Here is a 23,148-nt window from a genome sequence, read left to right as displayed (position 1 = left end):
GTTCCATGCCAGTCGAACACCGTCGAGCCATCGTCGCGCTTGCCCTCGTCGCCTCGTTCATGGTCGCGGTCGACAGCACGATCGTGAACGTGACCCTCGCCCAGCTCGCGACCCACCTGCACGCGTCCCGGTCCGAGCTGGAGTGGTCGCTCAATGCCTACACGCTCTCGTTCGCCGCGTTGATGCTGGGCGCCGGGGCGATCGCGGACACGCTCGGCGCGAAGCGGGCGTTCATGACCGGACTGGTGGTCTTCACCGCGTCGTCGGCGGTCTGCGCCGCGGCCGGCTCCATGCTGATGCTCAACCTGGCGCGGCTCGTCCAGGGCGCGGGCGCGGCACTTCTGTTGCCCAGCGCACTCGTCCTCGCCACCGCGTCCGCGACCGACGAACACACGCGGCACCGCCTGGTCAGCTGGTGGGCCGCGGCCGGCGGCTCGGGTATGGCGGCCGGGCCGCTCCTCGGCGGCGGCCTGGTCGCCCTCGCGAACTGGCGAGCCGTCTTCGCCGTCAACGTGGTCATCGGTATCCCCGCCGCGATCTGGGCACTGCGCTCGATGCCGGCGGTGGTGCGGCGAACCCGACGCCTGGATCTGGCCGGGATGGGCACCGCGACGGCGTTCATCGGCGGGTTGGTGTTCGCGTTGATCGAGGGCCCGACGCGCGGCCGGCTCGATCCCGCGGTGCTCAGTGCGGCCGCGCTGACGGTCGCCGGGCTGGTCGCGTTCATCTGGGTCGAGCGCTCGGTCCGGGCGCCGCTGCTGCCGCCGAGGTTGTACGCCGATCGCGGGTTCGCGGCGGCCGCGGCGCAGGGCACACTGCTCAACTTCGCCTTCTACGGCGTGCTGTTCACGATCAGCTTGCTGCTGCAGCAAGGTCGCGGCCTCAGCCCTCTGGTCACCGGGCTCCTGTTCCTGCCCCTCACCGGTCTGATCGCCGTCGCGAACCTCTGCTCCGCCCCACTCACCCGTCGCCTCGGCCGCCCCGCAGTGCTGGCCGGCGGCCAAGCGGTGCTCACAGTGGCCCTTCTCGGCCTCGCCTGGGCCAGCACGTCGTCCGCCATCTGGCCGATGGTGATCGCGCTGATCCCGGTCGGCTTCAGCGCCGGTCTTCTCGTCCCGACCATGACCGCCCAGTCGATCGCGGCCGTGGAGCCCGGCCTCCACGGCGCCGCCTCGGCCGCCTTCAACACCTCCCGCCAGATCGGCGGAGCCATCGGCGTCGCCACCTTCGGCCCCCTGCTCGGCACAGCCCACAACCTGACCACCGGCTTCATCACGTGCACCCTCGTGGCCGCGTCCGCCAGCATCGCCGGCCTGTGCGTGACCGCGCTCGGCGCCGTCGGCCGGCGTAGCCCGGTCCCCGTAGCCTCGGGTGCCTGTGACTGATCCGGGACGGCTACGTGTGCCCGACCCCCTGGCGGTAGCCTTCCTCACGATGCGGTGACGGAGCTTGAAGAAATCGCACGTCCGGGCTGCAATCGATGGAACCGGGGCCGGATGCAACGAATCGGGCGGGTCGGAGCGTCTAGCCAGGTGAGGGCCGGGCGAGGAGGGGGCGCGAGTGGCTTCGCAGCGCGAGAGGCGGTTGGGTACGACCGTCGCGCTGACGCTTGCCTGCGTGCTGGTGTGCAGCGTCGCCTTCGCCGGAGCCGTCTTCGTGCTGATGCCGGGCGCCCGCGACCGCAGTACGCCGGTTGCCGCGAGCGGCTCGCCGACGCCGAGCAAGCCGAAGCCGACCACGCCCGGCCCGAGGCCCAGCCTGCCGGATTCGACCGACGAGCCGCTGCCCGGCGTCGACACCCCGGCCACTCCCCCGCCGGCCACGCCGGTCGCCAACACCGGGACGTACGAGTGCTCCGGGTACAGCGGGATCGACTCGGCGGTCCCGGTGTCGATGCTCATGAACGACACGTTCTCCTGGGGCGACGATCCGCCGTACAAGGTCGGCAACGGGAGCGGGGACATCAACTGGCGCTCCGACCCGTACAAGAAGCCGAGCTGGTACATGTGGCTGCATTCGCTGCGCTGGCTGGGACAGGGCATCGAGGCCGGGCGACGCGGCGACCGCAAAGTGCTGGCCCACACGATGGCGATCATCCACGACTGGGTGCAGGACAACCCGTACTCGTGGAAGGGCGACGTCGGCGCGTGGGAGGCGACGATGCACCGCACGAACGTGCTGCTGTGCGCGCGCCAGGCAGTCCTCACCGGGATGCACGTCCACACGCTGCCCGCGCAGTACGCCTGGCTCGACAAGGCGCTGATCGACCATGCGCAGTTCATGATCGTGAACTTCAGCGGCATGTCGAACCACGGGACCGACGAGAGCATCGCGCTGTTCGGGGTCGGGTGCACGCTGAAGCGGCCGGAGTTGAAGACGCTCGCGGTCAACCGGCTGACCGAGGCCATCACCACCGCGATCGACACGCAAGGCTCGACGAACGAGCAGTCGGTCGGGTACGCGATGTTCAACTACCTGTTGTGGGGCCGGGCGACCACGGCCTTGCAGCGGTGCGGTTCGAATCCCGGACCCGTGATCGCGCAGCGGCGGGCCGCTTTGTCGGAGTGGCTGGCGCTCGCGACCAAGTCGACCGGCGAGCTGCAGCAGGTCGGTGACGCCGTCCGGCAGAAGCCGACCGGTGCGGCCGGGACAGCGCTCGACTACGTCGCCTCGCTGGGCAAGCGCGGGACGAAACCGTCCAAGCGCGTCGCGGTGTACGACGCGGGGTACATCTTCGGCCGCACCGGGTGGGGCGAGACGCGACCGTTCGCGCAGGAGTCGACGTACAGCATCCGGTACGGCGTCGGGCGCCGGCTGCACGGTCATGACGACCACATGTCGATCACGTACTCGTCGCACGGCCGGGACGTCCTGATCGACCCGGGGCACTCGGGTTACCAGCTCGACAAGTGGCAGGCCTGGTCCAAGAGCGCCGCCGCGCACAACGTGATGACGATCCCCTCGGCCGACATGGCCTCGGTGGAGACGAACCTGATCCAGGCGTCGATCACGCCGACGTCGGAGTCGTACTCGCTGGCCGACTCGCCGGCGCCGGGAGTGACCCGCAAGCGCGACGTACTGGTGCTGAAAGATCCCGACCTGATCATCACGCTCGACCGCGGGCAGTCGGTCAGCACCGAGCGGTACGAAACGCTCTGGCACCTCGCACCGGACCAGAAGGTCACGGTCCAGTCCCCCACGACCGCCGTCGCCGCCAAGCCCGGCGACAAGTCCAAGACGTACCTGCTGCAGATCCCCTACCAGCAACAGCCGCCCAAGGACGGCATCACGGTCGTCGAGGGTCAGCAGGACCCGGTACAGGGCTGGTACTACCCCGACATCTTCCACCGCGAGGCGGCCCCGGTCGTCAAGTTCAACCGCAACGGGACGTCCGCCACCATCCTGTCCGCGATCGTCCCCGTCAACTCCACCGAAACCGTCAACTACAAGACCCGCACCGTCGGCACCATGTTCTTCGTCGACCTGACCGTCGGCGCCCGCAGAACCACCATCCGAATCCTCCCCGACGGCCGCCTCACCCGCATCAACTGAGATTCCCGGTCACATCCGGCCTGCTTGGGCTGTCTTCCTCTGTGGATTCGAATCTTCGGGAGGTTGGGAATGAGTAGGCATCCGGCGGCGCGGGACCACTGTCTGAGTTTGGTGCGCAGTGTGGATCGGCCCACTGGTGGAGCGCAGTACGGGCGGATGTTTCCGATGCTCGTGCCGCTCGGCACCGATCCGCACGTTCTGATGCGGGCCGGCGGCGACGGCGGGGTCTGTGATGCCGCGGCCGCGCTGGACCTCGGCTCCGGCGGGGACGACGCGGTGCAGGCGGCCGGCTGGCCGTTCTTCGCGCAGTTGCTCGCGCACGACACGACTGCGGACCGCTCGCCGCTCATGGGCGGAGTCGAGACCGGCGCCTTGCGGAATGCGCGATCCCCGCGGCTCAACCTCGAGATGCTGTACGCCGACGGCCCGATCGGCTCGCCGTACCTGTTCAACCTCGACGACGCGGCCAAGTTCCTGCTCAGCCCCGACGGGTATGACGTACCGCGGAACCCGCAAGGCATCGCGCTGATAGGTGACCCGCGCAACGACGTCCACATCTTCACGCTGAGCCTGCACGTGGCCTTGCTGCACGCCCACAACCGGATCGTGGACCACCTGCGGGCGCGCGGCGTCCCCGAGGAGGACGTCTTCGAGAAGGCGCGCATCACGCTGACCTGGCACTACCAGTGGATCATCGTCCACGACTTCCTGCCGCGGCTGGTCAGTCAGCCGCTCGTCGACGAAGTGCTGGCGGACGGCGGGAAGTGGTTCAACCCGGAGCCGATGCAGGCGTTCATACCGCTGGAGTACGCCGACGCGGCGTACCGCTACGGGCATGGCCAGATCCGGCACGCCTACCACCTGGTCGAGGGCGGCCCGGAGCTGCCGCTCTTCCCCGATCTGGTCGGCTTCGGTCCACTGCCCGCGGACCATCGGCTCGAGCTGGCGCAGATCTTCGACGTACCGGGCCGTCCGCCGGCGCAACGCGCGAAGCGGCTCGACGGTCGGCTGGCCGCGAGTCTGATCGGATTGCCGGAGCGGATCACCGGCTCGGTCGACGAGAGGGCGTACCGGTCGTTGGCCGTTCGCGATCTGTTGCGCGGCGACACGACTGGTCTGCCGAGTGGCGAGGAGGTCGCCAAGCTGCTCGATGTACCGCCGCTCACCGAGGGGACCTGGCCCGGCGGCACGCCGCTGTGGTTCTACATCCTCAAGGAGTCCGAGTACCTCGGCGACGGCGACCGGCTCGGTCCGGTCGGCGGGCGGATCGTGGCCGAGGTACTGATCGGGCTGCTGCGGGCCGACCCGGCCGGCTACCTCAGTCTCGAACCGGACTGGCAGCCGAACCTGCCTGCGGCCGGTGACACCTTCGGGCTGACCGACCTGCTCATCCCGGGCGGCTCGCACTGAGTGTCGGCGACTTGGCCTCGGTCTCGAACGCCTCGCGCGGACTCTGGACCGAGGCCAGCGACACGATGTCGCGGCCGTAGAAGAACGCCACCAGCCAGATCGACAGCACCCGCATCTTGCGGTCCCACGTCGGGACCGCAAGGACGTGGTACCCGCGGTGCATCAGCCAGGCGAGCACGCCCTTGATGACGAGCCGCTTGTACTGGAAGATGCCCGACCCGAGACCGAGCGTCGCGATCACGCCGAGGCTGTGGTGCTCGTACTTCTTCGGCTCGCGCCCGCGCAGCGACCGCAGGAGGTTCTTCGCGAGCAGCTTCCCCTGCCGTACGGCGTTCTGCGCGTTCGGCACCGTGTAGGCGCCGGGAGTCGAGGACGTCAGGTCGGGAACCGCCGCGTCGTCCCCGGCCGCCCACGCGTCGTCGACCACCTCGTCGTCGGTCCCGATCCGCAGGTCCGCCCGGACCTGGACCATCCCGCGCTGGTTGTGCGGGAGGTCGGTGTGGTTGCGCAGCAGGCGGGTCGCGGCGTTGCCGGCCGTCCAGACGATCAGCTCAGAGTCGAACTCCGAGCCGTCCGACAGCACCACATGCCCGTCCTCGGCCGCCTTCATCGTCGTGTTGAGATGCACCACCGCGCCACGCTTCTCGAGCATGTGCACGACCCACTCACCCGGCTTGTCACTCACCTCGGGCAGGATCCGCCCACTCGCCTCGACCAGGTGGAACGCGAGGTCGCTCTCGGACAGCTCGGGGTACTTCTTCAGCAACGCCCGCGCCAGCGACAGCAGCTCCGCGAACCCTTCGACCCCGGAGAACCCACCGCCGACGAAGGTGACCGTCAGCAGCTTCCGCCGCAGCCGCCCCGGCTCCAGCCCGGCCGCCTCGTCGAACGCGGTGAACAGCCGGTCCCGGATCGCCACCGCCTCTTCGACGTGCTTCATCCCGATGGCCCGATCGGCAACCCCCGGCACGTCGAAGGTCCGCGTCACCGCGCCGGCAGTCACCGCGATCACGTCGTACGACAGCTGGTAGTCGGGCCCGTCCGCGGGCCGGATCGTCACCGTCCGGTCGGCATGCGCGATGTTGACGACCATGCCGGACACGATCTTCGTCCGCCGCAGGTTGCGCCGCAGCGACACCGCCGCATGCCGGGCCTCGACCGACCCGGCCACCACCTCGGGCAGGAACGGTTGGTACGTCATGTACGGCCGCGGGTCGACCAGGATCACCTCGGCCTCGCCCCGCCGCAGCTTCTTCTCCAGCCTCCACGCCGTGTAGAACCCGGCGTACCCGCCGCCCACCACCAGGATCGTGCGCACTGTCTCTCCGTCCGTCGCTTCTGCCAGTAAGACAACCCGTACGCCTCGGATGTGACGTCGTCAGGGGCGGAGTTGCTTGCGTGAGGTGATCCCCAGCTTGGCGAAGACCTTGCGCAGATGCCACTCCACGGTGTGCTGACTGAGGAACATCTGCGCGCCGATCTCCGCATTGGTCAGCCCGGCCCCCGCCAGGTCCGCGATATGCGTCTCCTGCGCGGTCAGCGACTCCCGGCCCGCGCCGCGATCCGTCCGGCGTTCGTCCAGCACTTCCCCGGCCGCGGCCAGCTCGCGCGCGGCCCGCTCGGCGAACGCGCCCGCGCCGGCCGCCGAGAACAGCTTGTACGCCGCCCGCAGGTGCCCGCGGGCATCCTGCCGGCGGCCTTCCCTCCGCAGCCATTCGCCGTACAGCAGCTGTGCCCGCGAAAGGTACATCCGCATCCGGGTCCGGCTGAGGCGCTCGACAGCCTCGCCGTACGCCCGCTCCACCGCGTCCCCGTCGGCCAGCAGTGCCCGCGCCGTGGCCAGCAGACCGAGCCCCCACTCGGTGCCGGACGACAATGCGATCCGCTCCAGCAGCTCGAACCGCTCGGCTGCCAGCTCGGGGTGACCACTGCGCACGGCCGCCTCGACCAGCTCGGGGAGCGCCCAGTTCGCCACGCCGTACTCGGCGGGGTAGGCAGTCGCCTGCAGCGCTGCCGCCAGCGCGTCGTCGTACCGCGCCAAGCCGTTGTAGAGAACGGCATTCGCGACATAGCAGGTGGTCAGCCCGCCGCCTTCGCCGCGGTTGGTCGCGTCCTCGATGCCCGCCGCGATCAGCGGCCTGGCCGCCGCCTCTCGCCCACGCCAGGCCGCCAGGCTCATCTCCCCGTACGGGGCCAGGTCGGTGCCCGTCGCGTCCTTGATGTTCTTGGCCTCCGCGAGCAGGCTCTCGGCCGCGGAGAGCTCGCCGGAGAACAGGTTCAGGTGCACCCGGTGGTGCAGCGCGAGCAGAAGTTCATTCAGGTCACCGAGCTCCCGGGCGATCCCCAGGTGGCGGATGGCCAGCGCGTCCCAGCCCTCGTCGTCCCAGAGGTCGACCGCCATCAGCTCCGCATGGAAGAGCCACGGCAGGTCGTCCCGGTCGCTCGTCCCGTCCGGCGAGGAGTACAACCGGACCGCCTCCCGGGCGAGCGGCACCATCGCGGGATACCCGTCCCCGAACATCACCGCGACGCCGTCCAGCAGCACGTCGTGCTTGCGGCGCCGGTCCGAGGTCGGGGCTGCCCGGGCCGCCTGTGAAGCGGCGGTCAGCGCGCTGATCCCGCCCGGTCCCGAGCTCGCTCCGAACCGCCCGGCGTACTGCGCCGCCACCAGCGCCTGGATGTGGGTGTCGCGGGCGAGCTCGAGGTCGAGCGGTTCGAGGCGGCGGGCCGCGGCGAGCAGCAGCGGGCCGGACTCCAGCCCGTGGCCGGACGCGAACGTGATCTGTGCCCGCAGCAGCTCCACCCGGGCATGGTGCAGGTCGTCGGCCTCGCCGTCACCGGCGATGACGAGCAGCCGCAGCGCGGTCTCGAAGGCACCCGCTGCCAGAGTGACCTGGGCTGCCGCCAGGGCGCGGATCGCGCGGGTGGCCGGGTCCGGGGTCAGCTCGGTCGCGCGCTGGAGGAATGCCGCCGCCGCGGCCATCCCACCGCGGTACTGCGCTCGGTCGGCGGAGCTCACCAGGTCGGTCGCGACCCCTTCGTCCGGGCCGTCCGCACCCTGGGCCCGGTGCCACGCCCGGCGGTCGGGATCGACATCGGGATCGATCGCCTCGGCCAGCGCCTGATGAACCGCCCGCCGATCGGCCGGATCGGCGGCCCGGTACGTCGCCGAACGGACCAGCGGATGCCGGAAGCGGACCCGGGCCGCGATATCGATCAACCCAGCTGCTTCCGCCGGCGCCGCCGTACTCGTCGGAACGTCGAGGACCGTGAGCGCGCGGACCAGCAGCGGTACGTCGCCGACCGGTTCGGCCGCGGCGGTCAGCAGCAACCGCTGTGTGTCCGCCGGGAGGGCCTGCACCCGGCGGGCGAAGTTCTGCTCGATCTGACTCGCGAGCGGACGCGCATCGGGTCGCTCGAAGCCCCCGGCCAACTGCGCGGCGGTCAGTCCGCGGGGTAACTCCATCAACGCCAGCGGGTTGCCGCGCGTCTCGGCCACGATCCGGTCGCGCACATGCTCGTCCAGCCGTCCGGGTACGACGGAGTCCAGCAGCGCCCCGGCGTACTCATCGGCCAGACCACGGATCGGCAGCTCGGGGAAGCCGCGCCACTCCGGCCCGATCACCGGCTCGCGCAGCGAGAACACCAGGCCGATGCGGTCCGCGAACAACCGCCGCCCGACGAACGTCAGCGTCTGGACCGATGCCTGATCCAGCCACTGCGCGTCGTCGATGACGCACAGCAGCGGCTCCCGATCGGATGCCGCCGACAACAGACTCAACGTGGCCGCGCCGATCAGGAACCGGTCCGGCGGACCGCCGGCGCTCAGTCCGAACGCGACCTCCAGCGCCTCGCGCTGCGGACCCGGCAGCCGGTCGCTGCGGTCGAGCAACGGGAGGCAGAGCTGGTGCAGACCGGCGAACGGCAGTTCCATCTCGGACTCGACCCCGGAGGCGCGGGCGACCCGGCAACCCTCGGCCCGGCCGACCAGGTACTCGAGCAGGGCGGACTTCCCGATCCCGGCCTCGCCGCGGACGATCCGCACCTGCCCCGTACCGGAGCGAACGCCGGCCACGACCTGGTTCAGGCGCGCGCACTCCGCCCGCCGCCCACGCAGGTCCGGCGCCAGGTTGTCGACCGCCTCGTTCGCCATTGCTCACCCCCTCAGCAGAGGCTACGGGCGAACAGCGGTACGGGTATAGGACCCTGGGGTATCGGAACTGCGGATCAGCCCGCTTCGCGGGCCGGCTCCGCGAGCCGGTCACGGGCGCGCTTGACGAGCTGCCGGGCGTTCGGCGCCCCGATCCGCAGCGTCTCGGCGATCTGCCGGTACGGATAGTCGAAGCCTTCCCGCAGTACGTACGTCGCTCGCTCGGCCGGTGACAACCGCTCCTTCATCAGCTGTACGGCGATGGCGTACGCCTCCTGCGTCTCGGCGTACAGCTGCGGATCCACGTCACTCGCGACCCGCTCGTCCGGGAACCACGAGCCGACGGAGGTCTCGTGCCGGCGGCGCGCGGACTGCACCACGTTGAGCGCGAGCCGGGACACCGTGGTCGCCAGGAACGCCCGCGGGTCCGTAACGACCGTCCGGTCGGTCCGTTGCCAGCGCACCCAGACGTCCTGGACGAGCTCCTCCGCTTCGTGCGGATTGCCCACGATCCGGAAGGCGATCCGGAACAGCCGTGGTCGTGCCTGGAGGAACTCGTCCAATCCCGGTGATGACGCCGTACTCATGATCCGGACTCCTTGCGCTGGGGGCTGTCCCAGCGTCTCCGCCGGCACACCCCCACCGCGCCCTGGAACCTCGTAGTCGAGTCCGTGGTCCAGGGGTCCTACGCGCCCTACGCGCCCAGGGCGGCCAGGATCGAGGCCGTCACCGCCTCGGGCTGGGACACGCCCAGCGCGTGCGAACCGCCGGCGATCTCCCGGGTGTCCTTCGCGCCGGCCCGCTCGGCCATGAACCGGTGCAGGGCCACCGGGATGTTCAGGTCGAGGTCGCTGAACACGAACCAGGACGGGACCGACTGCCAGGCCGGCGTCGCGGTGGACAGATTCCCGGTCAGGGCGGCCTCGGTGGCCGGGCGCTGCGTCGCGGCCATCAGCGCGGCCTGGTCCGCCGGTACGTCGGCGCAGAACTGCTGACGGAACACGTCCTGCCGGATCGCCAGGTCGTTACCGCCGGTGCTGACCGGGTAGGCGTTGAGCGCGTCGCCGAGCGTGCTGCCCGGGAACTTGGCGGACAACGCGAACGCACTCTCACCCTGGTCGGGAGCGAACGCGCACACGTAGACCAGCGCCTTCACCGCGTCGTTGTCCGCCGCGGCCTCGGTGATCACCATGCCGCCGTACGAATGACAGACGAGCACCACCGGTTTGCCGACGCCGGCGATGACGTCGCGGACGTACTGTGCGTCACCGTCCAGGCTGCGCAGCGGGTTCGGCGCCGCGACGACGTCGATCGACCGCGCCCGCAGCCGCTCGACGACGCCGTTCCAGCTGGCCGACTCGGCGAACGCGCCGTGCACCAGGACGACGACCGGATTCTCACTCATGGGGCTTCCCTTCTCTCGGACTACCTGGAGAGACCGAGCAGACAGTGCATCTGTGACCGGCGAGACAGTCACAGATGGGCACCCTGCGTTGTCCTGGTTAGTGAGAACAACGAATGCGAGGGAGAACCGATGAGCATCACCGAACAGCAGATCGCCACCTCGGTCCTGGTGATCGGAACCGGTGGTGCCGGTCTGCGCGCCGCGATCGAACTGGCCGAGCAGGGCGTCGAGGTGCTCGCCCTCGGCAAACGGCCGCGATCGGACGCGCACACGTCACTGGCCGCCGGCGGCATCAACGCGGCACTGGCCACGATGGACCCCGAGGACACCTGGCAGCAGCACGCCGCCGACACGCTGCAGGAGAGCTACCTGCTCGCGAACCCGGTCACGGTCCGGATCGTCGCCGAGGGCGCGGCCCGTGGGATCGAGGACCTGGAGCGCTGGGGTATGCCGTTCGCCCGCGAGGCCGACGGCCGGATCTCGCAGCGGTTCTTCGGCGCGCACACCTACCGCCGGACCGCGTTCGCCGGCGACTACACGGGGCTGGAGATCCAGCGCACATTGATCAACCGTGCGGTCCAGCTCGGCGTGCCGATCCTCGACACGGTCTACGTGACGCGAATCCTGGTCAAGGACAACACCGTCTTCGGGGCGTACGGGTTCGACCTGACCACCGGGCGGCGGTATGTCATCCACGCCGACGCGGTCATCCTGGCCGCGGGCGGTCACACCCGGATCTGGCGCCGCACGTCGTCACGCCGCGACGAGAACACCGGCGACGCGTTCCGGCTGGCGGTGCTGGCGGGCGGGAAGCTCCGCGATCCCGAGCTCGTCCAGTTCCATCCCTCCGGGCTGATCGAGCCGGAGAACGCGGCCGGCACGCTTGTCTCCGAAGCGGCCCGCGGCGAGGGCGGGCAGTTGCGCAACGCGCTCGGTGAGCGGTTCATGGCCAGGTACGACGGCGAGCGGATGGAGCTGTCCACACGGGACCGGGTCGCGCTGGCGGAGTACACCGAGATCAAGGAAGGCCGCGGCACCCCGAACGGCGGCGTCTGGCTGGACGTGTCCCACCTCCCCCGGGAGACGATCATGCGCCGGCTCCCGCGCGTCTACCAGACGCTGCTCGAGCTGCAGATGCTCGACATCACCAAGCAGCCGATCGAGATCGCGCCGACCGCGCACTACTCGATGGGCGGGGTCTGGGTCCGGGCCGAGGATCACGGCACCGGCGTCGACGGGCTGTGGGCGATCGGCGAGGCCGCGAGCGGACTGCACGGCGCGAACCGGCTCGGCGGCAACTCGCTCATCGAGCTGCTGGTGTTCGGGCGGATCGTGGCCGAGGAAGCCGCGAAGTACTCGATCGGCCGGCAGGCGCAGCTGCGGTCGGCCGGCGCCGTCACCGAGGCCCGGGCCGAGGTCGACGACCTCCTGACGAACGACGGCCCGGAGAACGTCCGCGCCCTGCAACGCGCGCTGCGGGACACGATGACCGCCCGGGCCGGCGTCGTACGCGACGAGCAAGGCCTGACGGCCGGGGTGGCGGAGCTGACCGAGCTCGAGCAGCGGATGACGCAGGTGGGTGTCCATCCGGACATCGCCGGCTTCCAGGACCTGGCGCACGCGTTCGATCTGAAGGCGTCGGCGATGGCCGCGCGCGCGACGCTCGACGCGGCCCTGGTACGACGGGAGACGCGCGGCTGTCACAACCGGTCGGACTACCCCGACCTCGACGAGTCCTTGCGGGTGAACTTCGTCTGGTCCGGTCCGGGGGACGTCGAGCCGGAGCAGATCCCGCCGATCCCGGACGAGTTCCGGAGCCTGATGCGCCACGTGTCCAGCGACGGCAAGCTGGTCGAGTGACGTGGCGTGCTTGCCGGATGGGTACCGGCCTGGTCGAGGGGGTGACAGGACGGTGAGAGGACATTGACGGCGCAGGCAATGGTCGCCGAGTTCGACGACATCGCCGCGTGGACAGCGGAAGCCGTGGAACATCTGGGCGACCAGCACGCGATCCCGGCCGCCTGCCGCGGCAGCGCCAGCCCGACCGCCCTCGCGTGGCTGGCCGAGGCCTGTGAGCTGTCCGCGGGCACTCGGCTCCTGGACGTCGGCGCGGGCACCGGCGGTCCCGCGGCCTGGGCAGCCAAGCGCTTCGGCGTACGGCCGATCCTGCTCGACCCGATGCCCGCAGCGGGTCGCGCCGCGTCGAGACTGTTCGGCCTCCCCGTCCTCACGGCCGACGGTCAACGCATCCCCCTGCGTGCCGACGCGGTCGATGTCGCGTGGTGCCTCGGTGTCCTGTGCACCGTCGAGGACAAGGCCGCGGTACTGCGGGAGATCCACCGCGTCCTCGTGCCGCACGCATCCCTCGGACTCCTCGTGGTGATCGCCGCCCGGCCAATCACCGATCCTCCGGACGGCAACTATTTCCCGATGCAATCCGAGCTCGTCGACCTGCTCGACGCGTGCGGCTTCGACCTGGTCGAGCAGACCGAGCGCCCGGCCGCCGTACCGCTGTCGTGGACCCGTCGCGCGCAGGAGGTGACCGCACTCATCTCGGCTCGTTATCGCACGCATCCCGCGTACACGCTGGCGAGTCAGCAGGACACCCGCCTCACCGATCTCTTCGACCACGGCCATCTCTCGCTCCAGCTCCTGCACGCCGTGAAGCGCTGAGCCTCGCCCTGGACGTCGCCCTGGATGTCGCTCTGATGAGGTACTTCGGTTCGGGTCGCACGGGTGGCGGACCGTGGATGTGCGTCACCCCGAGAGGTGACTGACCCGCCGGCCGGATCCGGGCTGCCATGGAAGCGCAAGCTGTCCCGGCCGAGCGAGGAGGGCCACCATGGCGCGTCAGACCACGGACCTCGAGGACGAGTACGAGTACGAAGCCGAGTGGGAGGCGGAGTACGAGTCCGAGGACGAAGCCGAGTGGGAGGACGAGCTCGAAGGCGAGTCCGAGCTCGAGGACGAATACGAGGACGAGGACGAGGACTTCTTCCCCGGCCTCGGCGGAGTGGTGAACGCCATCGGCGGACTGCTCGGCGAGGAGGAGTACGAGTGGGAGGACGAAGGCGAGGAAGAGTACGAGGACGAGGCCTTCCTCGGCCTGCTCGGACCGATCGCCAAGATCGCCGGCGGACTGCTCGGCGGCGGTGGCGGCGGAGGTGATGGTGAGTACGAGGACGAAGCCGAGGACGAGTACGAGTTCGAGTCCGAGGAAGAGGCCGAGGAGTTCTTCAAGCGGCTGAAGGGCGTGTTCCGCAAGGCCGCGCCGTTCCTCAAGACCCTCGCGAAGACCGCCGGTCCGCTCGTCGCCACCGCCATCGGCGGGCCGGCCGCGGGCGCCGTCGCCCGGGCCGTCACCTCGCAGCTCGAAGGTGAGTACGAGGAGGAGTTCGAGGCCGAGTTCGAAGAGATGGCCGCCACTCCCCTCGCGCCGTCGCAGGCCTTCGCCGAGTACCTCGCGGCGCAGGCGGCGGCCACGGAGTCCGAGTCCGAGGCGGAGGCCCTCGGCGGCGCGGCGGCGTACTCCGGCATCAACGCGCAGGACCGGCGTGAGCTCGAGCGACTGCTGCCGTACCTGTTGCGCGGCGCGGCCACGATCACCCGGATGCTGCACGGCAACCGCAGCACCCGTCCCGCCGTACGTCTCGTGCCCGGTATCGCCGACGGCGCGGCGCGGACGGTCGCCCGGCGGATCGCCGCCGGTGAGCCGGTCGGCCCGGTCGAGCTCGGCCAGGTGATGGGCGCCGCGACCACCAAGGCACTGATGCCCGGTCGCGTCCGTCAGGCAGTGATGCGGCGGCACGCCCGCGGACTCAGCCGCAGCCGCCGGCGCTACCACGGTCGGCGTGGCTCGATGCGTCGTACCGGCGCCCGTCGCGGACGTCCCGGCTACCGCAGCGGGCGGGGCCGGAGCCTGACCGTACGTCGTCAGCCGGTCCGCAGCCGGACCGTCGGCACCGGACGGGTGCCACGTCCCCGTCCCGGCACGGTGCGGATCACCACACCGGTGCGCATTCCGCCGAAGGGCGGCCGGCCCGCGCGAGTGGTCCGGGTCGTCAGTGACGTCCGGGTGCCGAAGGGCGCCGTACCCGCCGGACGGCCGACCAGTGCGGCCGGACGCCGGCCGCGCCGTTGACAGCCGCTGACGACCGCTGATCGCAAACCGACTGGAGGGACAGGACCATGGCATCCGCGCTGAACCGCAGCTACCCCGAGATCCAGGGTGAGTTCGAGCTCGAGGACGAGTTCGAGGACGAAATGGAAGTCGAGGCCGAGGACGAGTTCGAGACCGAATTCGAGGCCGAGGACGAGGACGAGGACTTCCTCGGCGCCATCGGCGGCATCGGCAAGGCCCTGGGCGGCCTGCTGAGCGGCGGTGGCGACGGCGAGTACGAAGCGGAGTTCGAGTTCGAGGCCGAGGCGGAGACCGAGGACGAGGCCGAGGAGGAGTACGAGGACGAGGCGTTCGTGAACCCGGTCCGGCGGATCTATCCCGACGCCGAGCTGATGGCGCACCTGTCGGCGAAGGCCGCGCAGACGTCCAGCGAGTCCGAGGCGGAGGCGTTCCTCGGAGCGCTGGTGCCGATCGCGTCCAAGCTGATCCCGCGCGCCGCGAGTGTCCTGTCCCGCAACGCGCCGGCGCTGATCCGCGGTACGTCGGCGCTCGGTCGGCGCCTGCGCCGGAACCCGGCCACCCGCAAGTACGTGATGGCGATGCCGGTGATCCTGCAGCGGACCGCACAGAGCCTCGCGGACCAGGCCGCGGCCGGGCGCGACGTCTCCCCCGAGACGGCGATCTCGACGATGACGCGGATCGCCGGCCGGATGTTCGGCCGCGCGCCCGAACGCAACCGCGCGATGCGTGCCGTCAGCACGTTCGACCGCCGGTACCGCCAACGCGGCCAACGCAGCCAACGCGGCCAGAGGCCGGATGGGCCGCGGCCGGCGAGGTCCGGCGTCCGGCGGGTACGCCGGCCGCAGCCCACCCGGCGCCGCCGGGCCCGGCGCTGAACCGTGGTGGGGAGGGACGATGCCGTACCTGACGGACCTCGCGGCCGTCGCCCGTAAGACCAGCCTCGAGGTCATCGAGGTGCCGGGCTGGCAGACCCGCGGCCGGGACGAGATGAGCGACGTGCGCGCGGTCGTGTGCCATCACACCGCGACGCTGAACAAGACCGCCGACATGCCGTCGCTGGAGACCCTGATCAACGGGCGGCCGGATCTGAGCGGTCCGTTGTCGCACTTCGGGTTGTCGAGGTCCGGCAAGGTGTACGTGATCGCGGCCGGGCGGTGCAACCACGCGGGGACGGTGCGGGATCCGTCCTGGGGCAACAGCCACTCGATCGGGATCGAGGCCGAGGCGACCGGTACGGACGCGACCTGGCCGGAGGTCCAGATGGCGGCGTTCGCCCAGCTGTGCCGGGTCCTGATCGACCACTTCGGCTTGAGTGTCAGCACGGTGCTCGGGCACAAGGAGGTCGCGGATCCGCCCAAGCGGAAGATCGACCCGAACTTCGACATGGACGCCTTCCGCGCCCGGGTCAGCGCTCTGAGCGGGACCACTCCCCCGGCGATCACCCCGTCCGTCCCGGCCACCCCGGCTCCGTCCACACCGTCGGCGCCACCTACTTCCTCGTGGTTGTCGTGGTTGCCCTCGCTGCCCTGGTTCGAGGGCGAGGCGGCGGCCGCGACCCCGGTTGTCCGGCCGTCGTCGGAACGGGCGGGACGCGACGTACTTCCGGCGTACCTGTCCGGGCAGGCGCTCAACGTCCGCCGGCACCTCACCGCGCTCCGCGACTTCCGCCGCGACGAGTTCGGCGGCCAGCCCGCGCGCCCCAGCGAGGGCCACGTGCAGGCGGTCAACGCGCTTCTCGCCACGCTGCGCGGACCGCTGAACACGATCGTCGAGCGGCTGGACCGCGCGGCCGACGCCGCGCAGGCCAATCCGTCCCCGCACCGGGTCGGCCTCGCGCTGGACCTGAAGACGCAGGCGCACGACCTGGTCCGGGCCACGGAGCGGGTCTGGGATTTCTATTTCGAATTGTTCGGTCAAAGGCAAGGTGCATTCGGTGAATGGCTCGACGCCTGCGACCGGATCACGCTCGACTGCTATCAGCACGTCTTCATGCACCTGGGCAACGAGCGCAGCATTCCCGCGCCGCCGCCGTTCTGCTACATGCGGACCGGCTTCTCTCCCGCGACGTTCCGGCGCGGCATTCCGCTGCGCCGGCTCGGGCGGCAGCTGAACCCGTTCCCCCTTGTGCAGCTGCCTTATCACCGCCTGGTGAACCCCTGGACCATCGGCGCGATCCTGCACGAGGTGTCGCACAACCTGCAGAACGAACTGCAGCTCGAGCAGGCCGTGCCGTCGTCGATCGGACGCAGCCTGCGCGAGGCCGGCGTACCTGTTGCTATCAGCAACATTTGGATCAGGTGGAATCGCGAGATCTTCGGCGACATGGTCGGTGGGCTTCTCGGCGGCGAGGCGTTCGTTTCGTCGTTGATGGACGTGATCGGCCGCGGTCCGGCGCAGAGCTTCGGGTACACGCCGCGGTCGGTGCACCCGACGCCGTACCTTCGAACGTTCCTGTCCTGCGAGCTGTTGCGACGGATGGGGTTCCCCGAGCGGGCCGGCGAGTTCCGGCGCGCCTGGTCGCAGCTGTACCCGGCGCCGCGCGAGTCGGCGATGCCGCCGAAGCTGCTCGCCACCGCCCGGACCGCGATCCCCGCGGTCGTCGACGCCGTCTGCTACACGTCGTTCCAGGGACTCGGCGGCAAGTCGCTGCGCGAGGTCATCTTCTTCGAGCCGCGGCACCAGGCGATGATCGACGAGGCCGGCGTACGGCTCGCGAAGGGTGTCGACCCCGGCGTCGTCCCGGAACGGTTCCTGATCGGCGCCGTACGCTCCGCGCTCGACCACCACCGCGCCGAACCGGACCGGCTGATGCGCAACTTCTACGCGCAACTGGCGAGGCGGTGACCGCCATGACGATCGCAGACCGCCGTACGGCGTTGCACCAAGCCCTGCACACACTCTGGCTCGCCGTCGCCGAGCTGGTCCTGAACGCGAACGACGACCAGCCGGACGAAAGCGATCTGGCGTCGGCGGAACACGTTGCCCAGCTCACGGTCGAGATCCAGGGCCGGCTGGCCGAGGCGATCGCCGCGCAGGACGAGTCGGCGGCGGTCGAGCTCTGCGAGGTCGACCGGCTGGTGCAGGAAGCAAGCCTCATCTACTGGCGCGATCTGCGCGCCCACGAGGCAGTGTCGCGACTGCGCGGCTCCACGAGACGCCGGGGTGGTACCTGGCCGTCGTGGTGGTCAGGCGTCGAACAAAGCCTCGAACGCTGTGAAGAACCGCTCGTCGCCGCCGGTCAAGCGATCGGCGACGCGTGGCACGAGCTCGTCACCGGACCGACCCTCACCGGGATCGGGACGAATACCTCCAGGAGGTCGTCGTGACCGAAAAGAAGCTGCAGCCCGGACTCCCGGTCGTCGAGGTCGACCAGGCTTTCCCACTGCTGACGACGGACGCGGTCGCCCGACCGTCCAGCGCGGGCGGTACCAGCGACCAGGGTCCGGTGGTGAGCGCCGCGATCCGGGACGTGCTCGGCTGGCGCCCGCGCGTCGAGGACCCGAAGGCCTTCACCGCCGCCTTGTCGGCCTCCTTCGAGCTGTCCACGGTCGAGGACCACGTGATCGCGAAGTACGTTCCCCGCGGTGTCGCCGTCCAGGCCGACCTCGGCGGCGTCACCGGCGGCCAGGCGTCGCTGTACCTGCGCGCCAAGTCGGCGCACGAGCAGATCACCCGGATGCTCGACAGCCTCCAGCCGCTGCGCACCGACGCGGACCCGCAGGACTGCGAGGCTTACCGCACCCTGGTCCGCGACTCGGTCCGCCGCGTCGTCACCGAACTCGGCCGCGAAGGCGGTCCGAGGGTCCCGGTGGTCGACTCCGCGTTCAGCGTGCTGACCGGCTTCAACCCGTCGGCGCCACCCTCCGCCGGTGTCCCGGGCGGTGTCATCGTCGACGTCTCCAGGAACGGCGGAACGCGGTCCTCGTCGAACGGCAAGACGCCGCCTGTACCGGCCGTGCTGCCGGGAACCGACCCCGACACCATTCCCGGCCAGCTCGGTGCGTTGCGGGACCGCTTCGGGCTCGACGACGACCACGTCAACACCGTCGACGAGGAGAAGCAGCGGACCAGCTTCTGGACCCTCGTCGATCTGGTCACCGACCTGCAGAACTCCTGGACGAGCCGCCGGATCGGCTTCACCCTCGGCAACGGCAGCGGATTCCTCGGCACCGACCTGGTCCAGATCAGCCGCCTGCTCGCCGCGACCTCCGAACAGGTCGACGAGTTCGAGGCGGTCCTCGACTCGGTCCTGGTGTCCGGAGCGGAGCGCCAGACCGTCCTGCTCGATCGCACCACCGGCCTGACGCTCGACGACATCGTGCAGTGGCTGCGCATCTTCGTCACCCAGGACGGCCCGAACATCATCCGTAACACCGGTCGCGACGGGCTCGTTTCGACGTTCACGCCGACCGTCATCGACCTGATGCTCACGCTGCGCTCGAAACTGGTGCAGCGCCTGGTCCCGTGCGCCGGCCCGAACTGCGCGAACGGCTGCACCTGCAGCTCGCGCAACCGGACCAGCTGCATCCCGCTGGGCTGCGACACCCCGCTCCCGCCCGGCATGTACTCCGGTCGCGTCAAGATCGCGGTCTCCACGCTCTGCGGTCTGATGGAACGCCTCACTGCGAAGGCCATCCGGATCGGCCGGTACGCCGGCGCGGTCCTGCTGGATCTCTCGCTGACGCGCTTCGAGGGCAGGCCGGAATTCGTCCGGGCCGAAGTACGCGGCCTGCACCTGCGGCCGACGTACGTCCCGGCGTTCTTCATCGGCGACGGCAGATCCTTCTCCGATCTTCTGCTCCCGCTGCAGGGCAGCGCGAGCGGCGACGACGACCGCCTGTCGGCCATCTTCCAGATCAACAAGCTGCCGGAGCGCGTGCAGCGGCTCCTCGACGACGGCGGCGGCGTGCTGATGGCGGCGAGTACGGCGCCGATCGCGGTCCTGGACGGCGAGCTCGGCCGCCTCGTCAGCGGCCCGGCCGTCACCACCTGGCCGAAGCTCCGGCGCGCGGACGACCCGGCGAACACCGATGACGACCCGGTCAACTGGGGCGAGATCGGGTCCAACCAGCGCTTCTTCCCGCAGTCGCCGCCCGATCCGATCCAGCCGGAGGCCGAGGAGGACGACTCGGCGCCCGAATGGCCGGCGGACTGGTTCGACGACGACGAGGACGACGACGACCGGGAGCCGGTCGCGGGGCGCACCGTGTCATCGCCGCCGCCGATGGTGAACCCGGCGGATGGGCGGGCCGAGGCACTGGAGGCCGTGCGGCAACTCACCGCGCAGCGGATGGGCAACCTCGAGACGCGCGTCCATCAGATCAGAAACGAACCGGAGGTCCAGAGGTTGCTGATCACCCTGCTGGCCTCGCCGACGGACGACGGCCGATCCGGCACGCACGGAGAGGGGCACTGACATGCTGTCCGAGCGGGATTACCAGAATCTGCTGGATCGGATGCAGGCGCTGCGGAGTCAGGTGGCGGACCGGTTGTCGGGGAGTTTGGTGTCGAATCCGGCGTTGGCGGAGGAGATCAACAAGCAGCTCGACGATCTGGTGACGGCAGCACGGGAGGCTGACTCGAGTGGTCCGCTGCCGCCGGACCGGGGGCTGGCCGAGTTGGTCGGGGTCGGGCCGGATGCGGCGCGGCAGTTCGGCGACGTCAAGATTCCGCAGGGCGTCGCGGAGTACGACGAGAACGTCAACTCCGAGCGCGTCGTCGCGGTCGGCGATCTGTACTACATCTACCAGCACGAGAAGATCGGCGTCTTCAAGGTCGTGCAGCGCCTGAAGCAGCTGTTCGAGGGCGGCGCGATCCGGCTGTCGGGCGGCGAGGGCGCGTACCGGCTCTACCAGTTCGACCGTCGCGACGTACTGCGGTACACGGCGAAGGACCGGCTGGCGGCGTACCGCCGGGTGCTCGGCTACGGCCGCGGACTCGGCGCCGGGCAGAGCCGGCCGAACACCGACTTCCACATGCTGTTCTCGCACTTCATCAACCAGGTCACGCTGTTCTGGCGCGACAAGCGGATCAGCGACGTCATCCGGGAGCGGGCGCTGGACCCGAGCTTCGGGTCGATCGCGGTCGTCCGCCGGGCCGGCCTCGACCTGCGCAACAACCTGAAGTTCACGTCGTACGGTCACCTCAACGTGCTGCGGGTCGAAGTCATGCAGTTGCTCGAGGAGTGCTTCGCGATCCTCGGCTCCGATGACGTGAAGGATCTGTTCGGCGCCGCCAACGCGTGGGACGTCGTCGACGAGGTGCTGATCAGGTACTTCGACGTCCGCCTGCAGAGCAGTCCACGCCAACGGATGGCCGTCAACGGCCGGGAGGTACTGCGTTGGCTGTCGGGCAACCACGTGATGGAGACCGGCCGCGGTCAGTTCGAGTCGCTGCTGATGGAGATCGCCGAACCGGCCGAGGAATGGCTGACGTCGGCCCAGGCGATGAGCCTCGCCCGGCGCAGCGGCACCGACCGGGTCATGCCGTGGGAGCAGCTCGGACAGTCCGGCGTCGCGGCCCGGTACGGCGAACGCTCGCCCTCGCAGATGCCGGCAACCGCCCGCGCTGGTGGTCCCGTCTACCCGAAACGCAACGGTCACGGCACCTACCGCGGCGGCCAGGGCGGCGTACCCGTCCGAACCCGTCCGTGAGTGAGCGATGGTCCCGCCGCACGTGCTTGCCGCTGTCCACCAGCGGCAAGCGCGCCGCCTGACCGAACTCCTCGACTGGCTCGCCATTGCCTCGGTCAGCGCGGATCCGCGCTACGAGCCCGACCTCGGCCGGGCGGCGCGCTGGCTCGCGTCCTGGCAACGGGCCCGTGGCGCGACGGTCGACCTCCGCCCGACGCGCCGCGGACGCGACGTCGTGGTGGCGCGCTGGCCGGCGCGACCCGGTGCTCGGCAGGTCGTCATCTACGGCCACTACGACGTACAACCGGCCGGGCCCGGCTGGTCGTCGCATCCGTTCCGTCCGGTGATCCGGGACGGCGTCGTCTACGCTCGCGGGGCGAACGACGACAAGGGTCAGCTCTTCGCGCATCTGTGCGCGCTGGATGCGTGGCCCGGTGTACTGCCCGTCGAGGTCGTCGTGATCGCGGAGGGGGCCGAGGAGGTCGGGAGCCCCGGCTTCGCCGACGTCGTCCGCGAACTGCGGCTCCGCCCCGCCGCGCTGATCGTCTCCGACACCGAGCGGTACGACGACGGCACGCCAACCGTGACGATCAGCCAACGCGGCCGGCTCTCGGCGACGCTGCTGGTCGACACGGGAGGTACGGCGGTGCACGCCGGGCGACTCGGTGGCGCTGTCGTCGACCCGAGCCTCGTCCTCGCCAACGTGCTGCGGACGCTGCGGACCGAACTCTTCCCGCGTACCGTCGCGGGCCGGTCGTCGGCGACGGTACGGACCGACGACTCCGTCAGACGAGCCGCCCGCGGCCGTGCCACCTTCGGCGCCGGCCTGGACGAACGCGTGACGCTGAAGGGATCGGTCGGCGTCACCCAGCTCGACGCCGGCGTCGGCGGCGCGTCACTCCCGTCCGAGGCAGTCGCGCGACTCGACCTCCGGCTGCCACCACGCTCCGCCCCGGCGGACGTCGTACGACGGGCTCGCCGGCTGATCGAGCGGTGCACTCCGCCGGGGACGCGTATTCGTGTGCATTTCAGCGGTGGAATACCCGCGCTCGAGAGCGTTCCGGATGCTGCCGTTCGTCGTGCGGTCGATCAAGCGTGTGTTGAAATTCTCGGCCGGCCGCCTGTTTATGTGCGGTCGGGCGGCACGATCCCCGCTGCCGGGATCCTGGCCCGGGCGTTCCGGATTCGCCCGCTGCTGCTGGGATTCGGGCCGCCGGGCGGGAACGCGCACGGTCCCGACGAGGCCTTGGACATCGCGGGCTGGTCGTCCGCGATCCAGACGTCCGCCGCGCTGATTTCGGCATTATCCAGTCCAATCGGAGTCCGGCCGGTATCGGTATTGCGGCGAAAGGATCACCATAGGAAAAGCCGGCGGTTTCGTTGCGGCGACGGGCCGGTGCATTTCGAGGGGGAGGAACGATGACCGCTACCGCTACGCCTGTGCCGATCCGGGGACCCGCCACCTCCGGTCATTCGCCTCCACCGCTCGCGACCAGTCCCGAGGACACAGCCGACGAGGCCCTGCGGCAGTGCATCGTGACCGCGTTGCAGGCGATGCTCGATCACGTGGAGCTGTACGTCGTGGAGACGACGACCAGCGACAGCGGTGTCTCGGTGATGCTCGAACACGACAACGTCCGCTGCGTACTCGTCGTCTCCGCCCAGGTCCCGCGGCACACACTCAGCCCCCGTGAACTGCAGATCGCCCGCCTCGTCGCCGACGGCGCCACCAACCGCGCCATCGCCAGCTCCCTGGAGATCAGCCCCTGGACGGTCTCCACCCACATGCGCCGCATCTTCGCCAAGTTGGACGTCTCCAGCCGCGCCGAAATGGTCGCCCAGTTCTTCGGCGCCTGAA

At 70.4% G+C, this 23,148-nt stretch carries 17 protein-coding genes; 13 read left to right on the top strand and 4 right to left on the bottom strand.

Features of this window, described 5'->3' with window-relative positions:
• Positions 1–5 precede the first annotated feature (5 nt).
• The 3 genes from ACIA58_RS21865 to ACIA58_RS21855 all read left to right on the top strand — a co-directional run bounded on the left by ACIA58_RS21865 (position 6) and on the right by ACIA58_RS21855 (position 4,962).
• Positions 6–1,385 (top strand): MFS transporter, encoded by a 1,380-nt coding sequence (locus ACIA58_RS21865; protein WP_396405573.1) that lies wholly within the window; start codon positions 6–8, stop codon positions 1,383–1,385.
• A gap of 175 nt (positions 1,386–1,560) precedes the next feature.
• Positions 1,561–3,552: a heparinase II/III family protein gene (locus tag ACIA58_RS21860; RefSeq protein ID WP_396405571.1), complete on the top strand. Its 1,992-nt coding sequence runs from the start codon at positions 1,561–1,563 to the stop codon at positions 3,550–3,552.
• A 69-nt stretch (positions 3,553–3,621) separates the two neighbouring features.
• Entirely contained in the window at positions 3,622–4,962 is a 1,341-nt protein-coding gene (locus ACIA58_RS21855; RefSeq protein ID WP_396405570.1) for a peroxidase family protein, read from the top strand.
• On the opposite strand, the gene ACIA58_RS21850 is transcribed toward ACIA58_RS21855, so the two are convergent.
• The 4 genes from ACIA58_RS21850 to ACIA58_RS21835 all read right to left on the bottom strand — a co-directional run bounded on the left by ACIA58_RS21850 (position 4,940) and on the right by ACIA58_RS21835 (position 10,517).
• The gene (locus tag ACIA58_RS21850; RefSeq protein ID WP_396405569.1) at positions 4,940–6,280 is read right to left on the bottom strand and encodes an NAD(P)/FAD-dependent oxidoreductase; all 1,341 of its coding nucleotides are present in this window, start codon (positions 6,278–6,280) and stop codon (positions 4,940–4,942) included. The genes ACIA58_RS21855 and ACIA58_RS21850 overlap by 23 nt on opposite strands.
• Before the next feature lie 60 nt (positions 6,281–6,340).
• Entirely contained in the window at positions 6,341–9,115 is a 2,775-nt protein-coding gene (locus ACIA58_RS21845; RefSeq protein WP_396405568.1) for an AAA family ATPase, read from the bottom strand.
• A 74-nt stretch (positions 9,116–9,189) separates the two neighbouring features.
• Complete coding sequence (locus ACIA58_RS21840; protein WP_396405567.1) at positions 9,190–9,699, bottom strand: sigma-70 family RNA polymerase sigma factor; 510 nt, start codon at positions 9,697–9,699, stop codon at positions 9,190–9,192.
• A gap of 107 nt (positions 9,700–9,806) precedes the next feature.
• The gene (locus tag ACIA58_RS21835; protein ID WP_396405566.1) at positions 9,807–10,517 is read right to left on the bottom strand and encodes an alpha/beta fold hydrolase; all 711 of its coding nucleotides are present in this window, start codon (positions 10,515–10,517) and stop codon (positions 9,807–9,809) included.
• A 129-nt stretch (positions 10,518–10,646) separates the two neighbouring features.
• On the opposite strand from ACIA58_RS21835, the gene ACIA58_RS21830 reads away from it, so the two are divergent.
• The 10 genes from ACIA58_RS21830 to ACIA58_RS21785 all read left to right on the top strand — a co-directional run bounded on the left by ACIA58_RS21830 (position 10,647) and on the right by ACIA58_RS21785 (position 23,147).
• Positions 10,647–12,377, top strand: a complete 1,731-nt coding sequence (locus ACIA58_RS21830) for an L-aspartate oxidase (RefSeq protein ID WP_396405565.1) — start codon at positions 10,647–10,649, stop codon at positions 12,375–12,377.
• Positions 12,378–12,440: 63 nt separating this feature from the next.
• Complete coding sequence (locus tag ACIA58_RS21825) at positions 12,441–13,190, top strand: class I SAM-dependent methyltransferase (protein ID WP_396405564.1); 750 nt, start codon at positions 12,441–12,443, stop codon at positions 13,188–13,190.
• A gap of 169 nt (positions 13,191–13,359) precedes the next feature.
• On the top strand, positions 13,360–14,658 hold the full coding sequence (locus ACIA58_RS21820; protein WP_396405563.1) for a hypothetical protein: 1,299 nt from the start codon (positions 13,360–13,362) through the stop codon (positions 14,656–14,658).
• A gap of 47 nt (positions 14,659–14,705) precedes the next feature.
• Positions 14,706–15,533 carry a hypothetical protein gene (locus ACIA58_RS21815; RefSeq protein ID WP_396405562.1) on the top strand — a complete coding sequence of 276 codons (828 nt, stop codon included), beginning with the start codon at positions 14,706–14,708 and terminating at the stop codon, positions 15,531–15,533.
• Between the two features lie 19 nt (positions 15,534–15,552).
• On the top strand, positions 15,553–17,502 hold the full coding sequence (locus tag ACIA58_RS21810) for an N-acetylmuramoyl-L-alanine amidase (RefSeq protein WP_396405561.1): 1,950 nt from the start codon (positions 15,553–15,555) through the stop codon (positions 17,500–17,502).
• A 5-nt stretch (positions 17,503–17,507) separates the two neighbouring features.
• Positions 17,508–17,984, top strand: coding sequence for a hypothetical protein (locus ACIA58_RS21805; RefSeq protein ID WP_396405560.1), 477 nt, complete (start codon positions 17,508–17,510; stop codon positions 17,982–17,984).
• Positions 17,981–20,074 (top strand): hypothetical protein, encoded by a 2,094-nt coding sequence (locus ACIA58_RS21800; protein WP_396405559.1) that lies wholly within the window; start codon positions 17,981–17,983, stop codon positions 20,072–20,074. The genes ACIA58_RS21805 and ACIA58_RS21800 overlap by 4 nt, the downstream gene beginning before the upstream one ends.
• A 1-nt stretch (position 20,075) precedes the next feature.
• Positions 20,076–21,311 carry a hypothetical protein gene (locus tag ACIA58_RS21795; protein WP_396405558.1) on the top strand — a complete coding sequence of 412 codons (1,236 nt, stop codon included), beginning with the start codon at positions 20,076–20,078 and terminating at the stop codon, positions 21,309–21,311.
• A 7-nt stretch (positions 21,312–21,318) separates the two neighbouring features.
• Positions 21,319–22,713, top strand: a complete 1,395-nt coding sequence (locus ACIA58_RS21790) for a M20/M25/M40 family metallo-hydrolase (protein WP_396405557.1) — start codon at positions 21,319–21,321, stop codon at positions 22,711–22,713.
• The gene (locus ACIA58_RS21785) at positions 22,710–23,147 is read left to right on the top strand and encodes a LuxR family transcriptional regulator (RefSeq protein WP_396405556.1); all 438 of its coding nucleotides are present in this window, start codon (positions 22,710–22,712) and stop codon (positions 23,145–23,147) included. The genes ACIA58_RS21790 and ACIA58_RS21785 overlap by 4 nt, the downstream gene beginning before the upstream one ends.
• The last annotated feature ends 1 nt before the right edge of the window (position 23,148 follow it).

This window comes from Kribbella sp. NPDC051586, assembly GCF_044453965.1.
Taxonomy (GTDB): domain Bacteria; phylum Actinomycetota; class Actinomycetes; order Propionibacteriales; family Kribbellaceae; genus Kribbella.
Note: the sequence above shows the minus strand (reverse complement) of the source record. Positions and strands in the feature narration are given on the sequence as shown.

Excerpts from the sequence above, each read along its gene's own strand:
- ACIA58_RS21865 (WP_396405573.1), top strand. The coding sequence starts at position 6 with ATGCCAGTCGAACACCGTCGAGCCATCGTCGCGCTTGCCCTCGTCGCC.
- ACIA58_RS21855 (WP_396405570.1), top strand. The coding sequence starts at position 3,622 with ATGAGTAGGCATCCGGCGGCGCGGGACCACTGTCTGAGTTTGGTGCGC.
- ACIA58_RS21845 (WP_396405568.1), bottom strand. The coding sequence starts at position 9,115 with ATGGCGAACGAGGCGGTCGACAACCTGGCGCCGGACCTGCGTGGGCGG.
- ACIA58_RS21840 (WP_396405567.1), bottom strand. The coding sequence starts at position 9,699 with ATGAGTACGGCGTCATCACCGGGATTGGACGAGTTCCTCCAGGCACGA.
- ACIA58_RS21835 (WP_396405566.1), bottom strand. The coding sequence starts at position 10,517 with ATGAGTGAGAATCCGGTCGTCGTCCTGGTGCACGGCGCGTTCGCCGAG.
- ACIA58_RS21830 (WP_396405565.1), top strand. The coding sequence starts at position 10,647 with ATGAGCATCACCGAACAGCAGATCGCCACCTCGGTCCTGGTGATCGGA.
- ACIA58_RS21820 (WP_396405563.1), top strand. The coding sequence starts at position 13,360 with ATGGCGCGTCAGACCACGGACCTCGAGGACGAGTACGAGTACGAAGCC.
- ACIA58_RS21815 (WP_396405562.1), top strand. The coding sequence starts at position 14,706 with ATGGCATCCGCGCTGAACCGCAGCTACCCCGAGATCCAGGGTGAGTTC.
- ACIA58_RS21810 (WP_396405561.1), top strand. The coding sequence starts at position 15,553 with ATGCCGTACCTGACGGACCTCGCGGCCGTCGCCCGTAAGACCAGCCTC.
- ACIA58_RS21805 (WP_396405560.1), top strand. The coding sequence starts at position 17,508 with ATGACGATCGCAGACCGCCGTACGGCGTTGCACCAAGCCCTGCACACA.
- ACIA58_RS21795 (WP_396405558.1), top strand. The coding sequence starts at position 20,076 with ATGCTGTCCGAGCGGGATTACCAGAATCTGCTGGATCGGATGCAGGCG.
- ACIA58_RS21790 (WP_396405557.1), top strand. The coding sequence starts at position 21,319 with ATGGTCCCGCCGCACGTGCTTGCCGCTGTCCACCAGCGGCAAGCGCGC.
- ACIA58_RS21785 (WP_396405556.1), top strand. The coding sequence starts at position 22,710 with ATGACCGCTACCGCTACGCCTGTGCCGATCCGGGGACCCGCCACCTCC.